Annotated in this window: 8 protein-coding genes; 7 read left to right on the plus strand and 1 reads right to left on the minus strand. The window is 64.2% G+C overall.

What is annotated here, in order from left to right; genetic code table 11:
- Positions 1 to 205, plus strand: a 205-nt coding sequence (locus tag FN369_RS11235; RefSeq protein ID WP_178087774.1) for a hypothetical protein, incomplete at its 5' end; no start/stop codon positions are given.
- Between the two features lie 159 nt (positions 206 to 364).
- On the opposite strand, the gene FN369_RS08765 is transcribed toward FN369_RS11235, so the two are convergent.
- A complete protein-coding gene (locus FN369_RS08765; protein WP_142525779.1) occupies positions 365 to 1,849 on the minus strand; it encodes a DNA recombination protein RmuC in 1,485 nt (494 codons plus the stop codon).
- Positions 1,850 to 1,967: 118 nt separating this feature from the next.
- Here FN369_RS08765 and FN369_RS08770 point away from each other — a divergent pair, with 118 nt between their 5' ends.
- From FN369_RS08770 to FN369_RS08795, 6 genes are all read left to right on the plus strand, one after another.
- The gene (locus FN369_RS08770) at positions 1,968 to 3,110 is read left to right on the plus strand and encodes a hypothetical protein (protein ID WP_142525780.1); all 1,143 of its coding nucleotides are present in this window, start codon (positions 1,968 to 1,970) and stop codon (positions 3,108 to 3,110) included.
- Between the two features lie 118 nt (positions 3,111 to 3,228).
- Positions 3,229 to 4,689, plus strand: a complete 1,461-nt coding sequence (locus FN369_RS08775; RefSeq protein WP_142525781.1) for a sugar transferase — start codon at positions 3,229 to 3,231, stop codon at positions 4,687 to 4,689.
- A 108-nt stretch (positions 4,690 to 4,797) separates the two neighbouring features.
- Positions 4,798 to 5,820: a hypothetical protein gene (locus FN369_RS08780; protein WP_142525782.1), complete on the plus strand. Its 1,023-nt coding sequence runs from the start codon at positions 4,798 to 4,800 to the stop codon at positions 5,818 to 5,820.
- 54 nt (positions 5,821 to 5,874) lie between these two features.
- The gene (locus tag FN369_RS08785) at positions 5,875 to 6,984 is read left to right on the plus strand and encodes a polysaccharide biosynthesis/export family protein (protein WP_142525783.1); all 1,110 of its coding nucleotides are present in this window, start codon (positions 5,875 to 5,877) and stop codon (positions 6,982 to 6,984) included.
- Positions 6,985 to 6,991: 7 nt separating this feature from the next.
- Positions 6,992 to 9,253 (plus strand): GumC family protein, encoded by a 2,262-nt coding sequence (locus FN369_RS08790; protein ID WP_246189641.1) that lies wholly within the window; start codon positions 6,992 to 6,994, stop codon positions 9,251 to 9,253.
- Positions 9,254 to 9,280: 27 nt separating this feature from the next.
- Positions 9,281 to 10,435 (plus strand): tetratricopeptide repeat protein, encoded by a 1,155-nt coding sequence (locus FN369_RS08795; protein ID WP_142525784.1) that lies wholly within the window; start codon positions 9,281 to 9,283, stop codon positions 10,433 to 10,435.
- Positions 10,436 to 10,640 lie beyond the last annotated feature (205 nt).

Consider the following 10,640-nt stretch of genomic DNA (forward strand, 5'->3'; position numbering starts at 1 on the left):
CCGGCGCGCGGCGCTCTTCCTCAAAGCGGGCCGCGCGGCGCTGGCGCAAGAGCCGCAGGAGTTCCTCGGAGTTTTTCCAAAGGCGCCGGAGAAGGCATATGGGCTGGTGGTCGGGCGGCGAATCACCCAGGGAGGGCGCCGGGCGGCGGAACGAAAGGGGGTTCTCTTTGCCAAGTACCGCAACGGCTACGACCGTGAGGGGTGAGGGCTAGCCGCTTGTCGCTCCGCCGACTCTCACGCAGGAGATCTGCTGCGGCAGCTGGGAAATCATTCGATAGAGCCAGAGGGCCGACTGAGCGAAAGGTAGGCCGGCATCCCGGTCCTGGCTTCCGTCAGCCTCACCCGCAGGACGCCGTTTCTCCGGCTACTCCTCGCCGTTGGGTTCCGGGGTCTCGCTCAGCATCTCGGGCGCCTGGAGGAGGCGGGCCGAATGGTCGATCGGCTCGGGCGTTTCGATCGTCTCCCCCTCCGGGGCCGCCTGGAGGGCCGTGAAACGGCGCGCGCTCACCAGCACCCGCGACTCGAGCGCCGCCGTCGCCTTGTTGTAAGCTTTGATCGCCTGCTCGATCCCCTTGCCCACTCCCGTCCAGTGGTCTGCGAGGGTCGCGAGCCGTTTGTAGAGCGTCCGACCAAGCTCGCTGATCTCCCGGGCGTTTTCGGTGAGCGCCTCCTGCTGCCAGCCGTAGGCGACCGCTTGCAGGAGGGCGATCAGGGTCGTCGGGGTCGCCGGGATCACCCGCTTTTGGACCCCGTAGTCGAGAAGCCCCGGATCTTGCTGGAGTGCTGCCGAGAAGAACATCTCCCCCGGCAAGAAGAGGATCACGAACTCGGGGGTCGACGCCAGCCCCTCCCAGTAGGCCTTCTTCCCCAGGGCCGCCATATGCTCCCGGACCTGCCGGGCATGGTCGGCGAGCTTGGCGATCTGGGTTGGTTCGTCGCTGGCCTCGAGCGCTTCCAGGTAGGCGGCGATCGGTGCCTTCGCGTCGATCACGATCTGCTTGCCTCCGGGAAGCTGGACGATCAGGTCGGGCCGCAGCCGCCCCTCTTCCCCCTCGAAGCTCGCCTGCTCGAAGAAGTCGCAATGCTCTACCATCCCCGCCATCTCGACGACTCGTCGGAGCTGCATCTCTCCCCACCGCCCGCGGACGACGGGCTGCCGCAGGGCCTTGACTAGGCTCGCGGTCTCGCTCCGGAGCTGGGGCAGATGGGTCTCCACGAGCGCCTTGAGCTGCTCGTGGAGGGCGCTGTAGGCTCCGATCCGGCTCCGCTCGATCTCCCCCAGCTTCCCGTCGACTTTCTGGAGCGACTCGCGAATGGGTTGGGTAAGGGCCTCAACCGCTTGTTTCCGGGCCTCGAGTTCGGCCTTTGCCCCTTCCTGAATCTGGGCAAAGTTCTCCCGGGCCAAGGAAAGAAAGGCTTCGTTGTTCTGCCGAAGGGCTTCCGCCGAAAGCCCACGAAAGGCCTCTGCAAAGCGAGTCCGGGCCTCTTCCAGGAGGAGAAGCTTTTCCTTAGCCGCTTTTTCTGATTCGACGAGTCGACTGGAAAGCTCGGCGAAGCGCGTCCGGATCTCCCCGAGCTCTCGCCGGCTTTCTTGCAGGTCGGCTTCCAGGGTGGGAAGCCGGCGCGCCTTTTCTTCGGCGGCTGCTCGACGTTCCGTCTCCATCCGCAGGGCGGCCATTGCCTCCTCGCGAGTCCGCCGGTTTTCCGCAAGCTCGGTCTCCAAGCGGCTTCGGGCATTCTCGCTCTCTTCGAGCTGTGCCCGCAGCGCTGCCCGATCTCCTCGCCAGAAGAGCCAGACGATCGTCACGCCGGCGGCCACTCCCGCCAACCCGATTACCCAGAGTTCCACGGTCTTGCCTTTGGAGTAGAGCCTCTGTGCTGCGCAGAGAACGGTCAATGGAAAACGCGAAACGATCCTCTAGGCCGCCGCTGTTGCTCCCCCCACTCCACTGGGCTGAAGTCGAAGCGTGAGCGTGCCGATTCGATCCTCCGACGAGATGCTGGCCGCACTTCGGGAGCACCCGGAGTGGAGGAACGCGATCCGTCGGGAGATTTTGACCGAAGAGCTCCTCGAGCTTCCCGCTCGGTTCGCCGCCGCGGAACTGAGACGAGAGGAAGATTCCCGGAGGATCTGGGAGACGATCGAGCGGTTGACGGAAGCGCAGAGCCGGACCGAAGCCGCCCTACGCACCATGGGAATCGAACTCAATCGGAATTCGGGCGACTTGCTCGAAATCCGAGTGGAGAGAAAGCTTGACCGCTACCTCGGCGAGCTTTTGGCGATTTCGGAGCCGATCGAGAACCGCTTCCGGAGCGCGGCGGCCCACCTCGCGGAGGAGATGGGAGCGCTCACCGCAAGCGAGCGGCGGGAAATCAGCACCGCTGACGTCCTCGTGGGCGGCATCGATTCTCGCGGGAAGGACCCGCGTGCGCGGTTCTGGAGGTATCCCAAAGGGTCCACGCACGGGATGTCGAAAGGGCGGACCGCCGGGCCCAACTGCTGCTCCGGGCGCTCCGGGCCGCGATTGCGGCCGACCCCCGCCGGTTCCAAAGCCTTTTCCTCTCCCCCGGTCCAGGCGTTCGCCGTGGTCGTGGGCCGGACGATTTCGGATCAAGCGCGCCGAGGGGTAGAGCAGAGGGGGGTCGTCTTCGCCGAAGCAGACGGTGGCTACGACTGGGAGAGGAACCATAGACCTTCCGGAATTCGCGGACCGAGCGGGAAAGCGGTCCAGCGCCCTCCTTACGCCGCTCCGTCCGGACGATTCCGCATTCAAGGATCGGGGGCAGATCCAGAACCGGCTTCCCTCCTTGGACTAATGGAGGTGCTGCGCGATTGGCGGGATCGCGCGAAGCCCGATGCCGGGTGGCCGTCGGCATCGGCGGGATGGAGCGGCCGTCGGCCTCCTTCCCCGAACCCCGGCCCCCCGAGGGGATTTCATTGTGAGAGAGACCTTTCCCTCGAGACCGTGCGGCTCGGTTGCCTTGGTGTGCTCTTGCGTAATGATGCTAGCAAAAGAGCCGTAAATTCTATTTACAAGGAGAATTTCCACGAGAAGAATAGCGCACCGTGCGTGGGGGAGAGCCCCCATTGCGACCGGACTCGGCCGTAAGCCGACTCGCTGTGCGCAATCTAGTCTGGCAAGAGGCGATTGCGGCCTCCCGAGAGGCGGGGGCGCCAGGGGCGGCAGCTTACTCGCAAAAGCGGTCGATGCGAAGAGCGGGGCTGCCATGACGGCTCCAAATCCGCCCTTTCCCCTGAGAAGCGGAACCGCCGGCGAGGAGCTGGCGCGCCGTCGGGGCGCTCGCCAGGACCGCTTTGGAATCCTGATCGATAGCATCCTGATTGGCGCCGCTGGAGTCTTCGTCTTCTGGCTGCGCACCTCGCTCGAAGGAGGCACGATCACCTGGGAGCGGGGCTACCGCCACCTGGGTTTCCTGTTACTCTATTTGGCCCTCGTCCTCCTCTTCCTCCAAGGGGAAGGGGTCTATACGCTCGCTTGGGCGAGAGGAGAGAGCCGGGAGCTCTGGGCGGTAGCCAAAGGGGTCTTGCAAGGTACGGTCCTTCTCATGGTGGTCTTTTACCTGGCGCAGATGCCGATCAGCCGGTTGATGGTCCTCTGGCTCTGCGGGATATCCCTGGTCGCCCTGCCCGCTTGGCGGGTCTTTTTCTGGAATCTCGCCCGGAAGGATGTCGATGCGGGCAACGGCTGGCGCCACGTGCTCATCATAGGAGCCGGCCTCCATGGAAGGGAGCTCGCTGGAGCGCTCTCGGCCTCCTCCCACCTGGGCGTCTTCGTTCGGGGCTTTCTCGATGACGACAGATCCGGGGAAGGGGTCCTTGGCCGTGTCGCCGATCTCCCCCGGGTCCTCGACCGCTACCTCGTGGACGAGGTTTTCATCGCGAGCCCCTTGGCCAGCGACCAGTGGGAAAGCGTCCTCGCGGAGGTCCGTCAAAGGCAGAAGAACATCTGGCTCCTTCCCAGACCTCCGGTGGAAAGCGCCGCGATGAGGCCCGACTGGCGCTCCCTCGAGCTGGTCGGCGGCCGACCGATCGTTCCCCTCCATTGGGTGCCGGTCCCCGTGCTCTGCCTTCTGCTCAAGCGGACGATCGACTTGTCCGGCTCCTTTTTCGGTCTCTTGCTCCTCTCCCCCCTCCTTCTCGGCCTCGCGATCGCAATCAAGGTCCAGGATGGAGGGCCGGTCTTTTACCATTCGACGCGCATCGGTCGCAAGGGCCGATCCTTCGAATGCTGGAAATTTCGCACCATGGTCACCGATGCCGAAGCCAAGAAAGCGGAGCTGGCCCATCGCAACGAGCGGCAGGGGCCGATGTTCAAGGTGACCGACGACCCGCGCGTCACCCCGCTGGGCCGCTGGCTGCGCAAATACAGCCTCGATGAGCTCCCCCAGCTCTGGAACGTGCTCAAAGGGGAGATGAGTCTGGTCGGTCCTCGTCCTCCGACTCCCGACGAGGTCGAGCGCTACGAGCAGTGGAGCGTCGGCTACTACCGGCGTCTCGATGTCAAGCCTGGGATGACGAGCCTCTGGGCGGTCGAGGCCCGGAGCGATCCCCGCTTCGAGCGAGCGGTCGAGCTCGATCGCCACTACATCGAGCACTGGAGTCCCTGGCTCGATCTGCAAATCCTTTTGCGGACGATTCCCGCGGTCTTCCGCGGGCAGGGGAAGTAGGGATTCTCGGGAGATCGGTTTATGTCAAAACAATGTTGACGACTCGACCTCGATCCACTAATCGTTCAAACTGAGAATTCAGAAATAGAGAGAAACAGGGGAGGAACGTTGAAAACTAACGATAGCTTGATCCATTCGCTTCGGTCGAGGAAGCTTGCCCGACTTTGGACGGTGACGTCTCTCGTCTGCGGCGCGGCGGTCTGGATGGCGACCGCCCCGCTCTCTCCACTGCTCTTGGCGGCTTCCGTGCCTGTCGCCGCTCTGGGCAGGGTAACGGGGGTTGGGGTGCTCGCCCAAAACGGCGTGCATGTTCCGTTGAGCGGCGGTGCCCTCCCCGCGGCCAATGGGGCGCGGCTCGAAACGCAGGAGGGGTCCCTCCGGATCGATCTCATCAGCGGGGGCTCCATCACGCTCGGTCCCTACGGATCGATGGTCTTGCAGAAAACGGCAGAGGGCGTGGTGGCCAAGCTCGAGTCGGGCATCGTCCGCTTTCATTTGCCAGCCGGCAGCGCCGCCTCTTTCCAGGCGGAAAAGTTCCAAGCGACCTCCGCAGGTCGGGAGTTGCGGGAAGGGGAGATTCTCCTCGGGCCGTACGGCAACACCGCGGTCTTCATGACCAAGGGGAGCCTGCCGGTCGAAGATTTGGCCACCCATAAGGTCACGCTCGCCACCGCTGGAAACCCGGTCGATGTCGGCACGGGTGCGCTTACAAAGATCAAGCGTACCCAGGCGCCGGCCGGCCTTGCCGAGGGAGATACCGAGCTTCCCTCGGGAGCCAAGGCGATTTATGGCATGGACGGCAGGTCGTTTGGCTATGTGCCGCACGAAGGCGGGTTCGTCTTGCAGAAGGGGGTCGTTCCGGCGATCAACAAGACCTTCACGACATCCGACATTCCGTTCGACGCCAATCAGCCGGAGGGAGCGATCCCTGGCTGGACGAAAAACGGCAGCTATGCGGGCTATCTCTATAAGGGTGTCTGGTATCCGTACGAAGCGAAGCGCGCGATTGGGGGGGTGCCCTGGTGGGTTTGGCCCGCCACCTTGGCGGTCGTAGGTGCCGGGATCGGAGCGGCTGCTGCCTTTACTACGGAGCCGCACCGGGCACCTCCTGTGACCTCGACGAGCCCCTAAGCGCATCCTCGGAGGCTGGTGAGAGCCAGACCCGATGTTCTTCCGCATATGTGCATGAGTAGCCGCTCGCAGGAATCAACCATGCGGGCGGCTCTCTTTCGTCCGTTGCTCCCGATTTTTGCGGTCCTCGTCCTTGGGGCTTGCTCGAGCACCAAGGCGCCGGTTTTCCCTCAGGTAACCACCTTCCCGGCGGGCAGCCTCGACTCTCCCAACAGTCGGATCAACCACGTGGTCCTGGGGCAGGCGACCCAGGAGTCCGACCGCAACGAAGCTCCTTTGGGAGGGGGAGACCTTCTCGAGATTCACGTGGCCGATGTCCCGGAGCTCAAAGATGTGAAGGCGCGGGTGACGCCCGCCGGAACCATATTGTTGCCGCTCGTAGGCCAGCTCAAGGTGGAGGGGATGACGGCCGAGGAGCTGCACGAGAAGCTGCGGACCCTCCTTGGGGAAAAGTACCTGAGGGATCCCCAGGTTTCCGTGTCGGTTGTCGAGATGCGCAGCCACAAGGTCGCCGTGATGGGCGAAGTCCAACATCCCGGCCTTTTCGATATGAACAGCCATATGCGAGTCGCCGACGCAATCGGGATGGCCGGAGGGCTCAAGGACGAGGCTTCGCCGAGAGTCTACCTCTTGCGGCGCCTGCCGGAGCGCTCCTCTTCTGCGGGGAAAGAAGTTCCTCCCTCTTCGGCTTCGGCAAAGAGCACGAAAACGACTCCCCTAAGCGGGCTCGCTCCGGGGGTCGTGGAGATCGATTTGCGCGAACTATTGGATGGAAAGGGCGAGCGGGGCAATCTCCTCCTGCGCCCCGGCGATATCGTGGAAGTGCCGCGTGCGGGAACGGTCTACGTGGGTGGCAGCGTCAAGAATCCGAAGGCGGTCGACATCCTTGGAGGCAAAATGACGGCGCAGCAGGCGATCATCGCCGCCGGCGGGCCGGCTCAGATCGCGGCGATGAGCAAGGTCAGGGTCTATCGCCTGCTGGCCTCTGGACAGCGGCAGGAGATCAAGCTCGACCTTAGCAAAAACAACAGCGCGCGAATCGACTTTCCGCTCGAGAAGGAAGATGTGGTGATGGTGGGGACGAGCGGTGCCATGGTTGCCTGGACTACCGTGAAGGATCTCATCTATCCGGGAATCATGGCTGCCTGGCTCTTGGGGTTGTAGTCTCCCCATGGAGGAAATTCAACCGAGGCCGCGGGAAAGTCTTGGGCCCTTGGCTTCCGGGGCGCTCCCACTGGAGGTGTCCGAAGAGGGATCGGGGTGGGAGAGCGTCCGCTCCCTCCTTTCCGATGTCAATCGGTACCGGGGTGCGGCTCTGCTCTTCTTTGCCGCGGTCTTTCTTCTCACGGTGGTGGCGACATTCTCCCAGAAGCCGATTTATGAGGGGATCGCGGTCGTCAAGATCGGCACCGGTGCCGAGAGCTCCTCGATCGTCCCCTATCGCCAGATTGGACAGGACCAGATTGGACAGGAGAGTGCGAACGCCTTCGAATATGACACCTTCTTCCGGACCGAGATAGAGATCCTCAAGAGCCGGGCCATGGCCGAGCGGGTGGTCGACCGGCTCAATCTCGAGGAGCATCCTGACTGGGTCGGCCTCAAGCCGGGCTGGCGCAAGGCGGCGAAGCGGGCGAACCTAGAGGAGGAGCCATATATTTCCCCCGTCGCCGGGCTCCTCGTCGGCAATCTGAGGATTGAGCCGGTGCGCAACACCCGCTTGGTGAAGATCCGCTGCGAGAGCCCTTCCGCCTTTGGGGCGGCCCAACTCGCCAACGTCTATGCCCAATCGTTCATCACCTTCGGCCTCGATCGAAAGCTCGAGGCCAACCGCTACGCCCGCAAGTTTCTGGCCGGCCAACTCGAAACTCTCCGGAAGAAGGTGGCCCAGTCCGAGGAGCGGCTCGCCGACTTCATGGCCGAGACCGGAATCGTCCGTGTCTCCCAGATGGACAAGAGCCCGGCGGAACAGGAGCTCGGCCGACTCAGCGAGGCGATCTTCCGAGCCCGCCTCGACCTGTTGAGACGGGAGGTGCGACTCGAACGGGCGAAAGAAGCTTTTGCCGGCGGAAAGGCGGGGGTACCGGAGAACCCGTACACGGTCGAACTCAAGAAGCTGCTGCTCAAGGAGGAAGCGAAATATCGGGAGATGGAGGAGATCTACAAGCCCGAGTATCCGCGGATGGTCCAGGTCCATGCGGAAATCCAAGGGCTCCAGGACGAGTTGAACCAGGAGAAGGAGGCGAGCGTCGCCGATCTCGATGCGGAGTACGAGGCTGCCAAGCGGAACTACGCGGGCATCGAGCAGGAGTTTCAAAAAGCGATGGAGAAGGTTCGGGGGGAGACCAAGGCCCTGAGCCGCTACACCATCCTCAAGCGGGAGGCCGACACCGACCGGGAGATGTATGTCGGCGTCCTCAAGCGGATGCGGGAGACCGATATCACTTCGGCGATCAACGCGAGCAATGTCGAGGTGCTCGAGCACGCAAGCGTCCCCCAAAGCCCCTCCCGTCCGAAGAAAGGCCGCAACCTCCTCCTCGGCTTCCTTGGGGGAGGCTTGGGAGGGCTGGGGCTCGCGGTCGGGCTGGCCCGCTTCGACACCCGGCTCCGGGGGAAGGAGGAGGTCGAGCGGACCCTCGGACTCCCTGTCCTCGGCCAGGTTCCCGACACCGAGAAGCTCAAGGCCAAGGGAATCGACGAGATTCCCGCCGACTTGCCGATGGCTTTCGCCGCCCATGTGGCCCCCGACTCCGCGGTGAGCAACTCCTTCCGGCAGATCCGGACCCTGCTCCACTACAGCCTTCCCGATCGAAGGCCGCAGGTCATGCTCATCACCAGCTGCCAGATGGGCGAAGGCAAGACCTCGACCACGGTCAACACGGCCACCGTCCTGGGCCAACAGGGGACGGTCCTCTTGATCGATGCCGACCTCCGCCGCCCCAACCTCCACAAGATCCTCGGCCTGCGGCCGCATCCCGGGCTTTCGGAGCTCTTGACCAACCAGGCAAGCTTGGGAAACGCCGTCCAGGCGACCGCTCTTCCCAATGTCTGGGCGATCGGGGCGGGCCGCACCCCCTGCCATCCCGCCGATCTCCTTGGTGCGGCCGCGATGGCCTATCTCTGCCAGTGGGCCCGGGGCCACTTCACCTATGTGATTCTCGATTGTCCTCCCTTGGTCGGAATGCCCGATGCCGCCGTCGTGGCTACCCTGACCGATGGGGTACTTCTGGTCATTCGGGATGGCGCTGTCGACCGCTCCGATGCCCGGCGGGTCGTGGAAACCCTCTCAGTGGTCAACACCCGCATCTTGGGGATCGTCCTCAACCGGGTACAGCAGGCGAACCGCTCCTACTACGCCTACCATTACGCCTATCGTCTTTCCGAGGAGCAGAGAAGAGCGGAAGCCCTCCGGGCGCCTTCCCAACCCCCTTCCTAACGGCGTCGCAGCCCCAATAGAAATCCGATGGAGCCCGAGAGCGGCTCACCCGCCCAAGTCCGAAGCGCACCCCTGAGCCTGCTGGGGCCGGGACTCCTCCTGCTCCTGGTCGTCTTCTGCGTCTTGGATTCGCGGACCACCAAGGAGCCTCTCCTGGTTGCACCTCTCCAGCCCGAGCGGTGGCTCGCTCTCGCACAGGAACGGGTCAATCAGGGGAAGCTCGAGGAGGCCAAGGCCCTGCTCGCGCAGGCCCGAAAGCAGGCGGGCCCCTTGAGCTCCCATCGCCTCCAGGCCGCGACCCTCGCTGTCGAGCTCGGAGAGCTTCCCGAAGCCTTCCGCGACCTCCGCTTGGTCTTCCGGACCGATCCCGACCTGCGCCGGCAGGCGGCCTATCTCGCCAAGAGCACTTGGGGGGAAGAAGGCGGCTACCGGCTCGTGCCGCCGGGCGATTCCCGACTCCTTGCCGCCTACCTGGAGCTTTCCCTCGAGGAGCATTGGCTCGCGGATGCGGCGAAATGCTGGGAGCGGGCGGAGCGCGAAAAGATCGCCTTCGATCCCACGCTGGTTCGCCGCTACGTCGAGGTCCTCTGGGAGGCCGACCAGCTATCCGCGGCGCGCAAGATTTGGAAGCGGCTCTACGGAGGCGAGGGGATCGTCTGGAACGGAGGATTCGAAGAGGATCTGGTCGGATGGGGCTTTGGATGGAAGACGAGGCCCCAGACCGGGGTCGGCATCCGCCGGGACGAGAAGACGGCCTCCTCCGGAAAGGCTTCCCTCCGGATCCGGCTGGCCGGCCTGCCGGTCGACGGCGATCATCTGCTGGCCGAACAGACCCTCCTCCTCTCTCCCGGAAGCCATTATGAGCTTCGAGCCAAGGGAAAATCCGAAGAGATCACGAGCAGCTCGGGGCTCGTGATCGAGATCGCCGACGGGGAGACGGGGACCGTCTGGGCGAGCACACCAGTCTTGACGGGAACCACCGATTGGACAGAGTTCACGGTTCCGGTGGATGTGCCGCCGGGGAGCGGCCTTGCGGCGCTCCAGATCAAGTGGAAGGGAACTTCCGAGTGGGAGGTCCCCGTCTACGGCACCGCTTGGTGGGATGAGCTGGAGATCATCGAATCTGGACCTCCAATCGAGTTTAAGGGAGCCACGGCTGCACCCTCCCTCCGGGCCCCCTAGTCGGCTCTCCGACTGGACCGATCGGATCGTCCAGTGGGGGGCTTTTGCCATCCTGATCCTGGCTCCCTGGCTTTTCGGGGCGGTGGAACCCTGGGCGCAGGCGGCCCTCTTTTGCGCCACCGCCCTCTTGCTAGCCGCCAAGATGGTGCAAGCCTCCGCCGAAGGTCAGCCGCTTCGTCTTCCGCCCGGCTGGCTGCCGGCCGCC

The sequence above is a fragment of the Methylacidimicrobium cyclopophantes genome, assembly GCF_902143385.2.
GTDB lineage: Bacteria > Verrucomicrobiota > Verrucomicrobiia > Methylacidiphilales > Methylacidiphilaceae > Methylacidimicrobium > Methylacidimicrobium cyclopophantes.

Coding starts and splice junctions, on each gene's coding strand:
- FN369_RS08795 (WP_142525784.1), top strand. CDS start 9,281: ATGGAGCCCGAGAGCGGCTCACCCGCCCAAGTCCGAAGCGCACCCCTG.
- FN369_RS08775 (WP_142525781.1), top strand. CDS start 3,229: ATGACGGCTCCAAATCCGCCCTTTCCCCTGAGAAGCGGAACCGCCGGC.
- FN369_RS08790 (WP_246189641.1), top strand. CDS start 6,992: ATGGAGGAAATTCAACCGAGGCCGCGGGAAAGTCTTGGGCCCTTGGCT.
- FN369_RS08785 (WP_142525783.1), top strand. CDS start 5,875: ATGAGTAGCCGCTCGCAGGAATCAACCATGCGGGCGGCTCTCTTTCGT.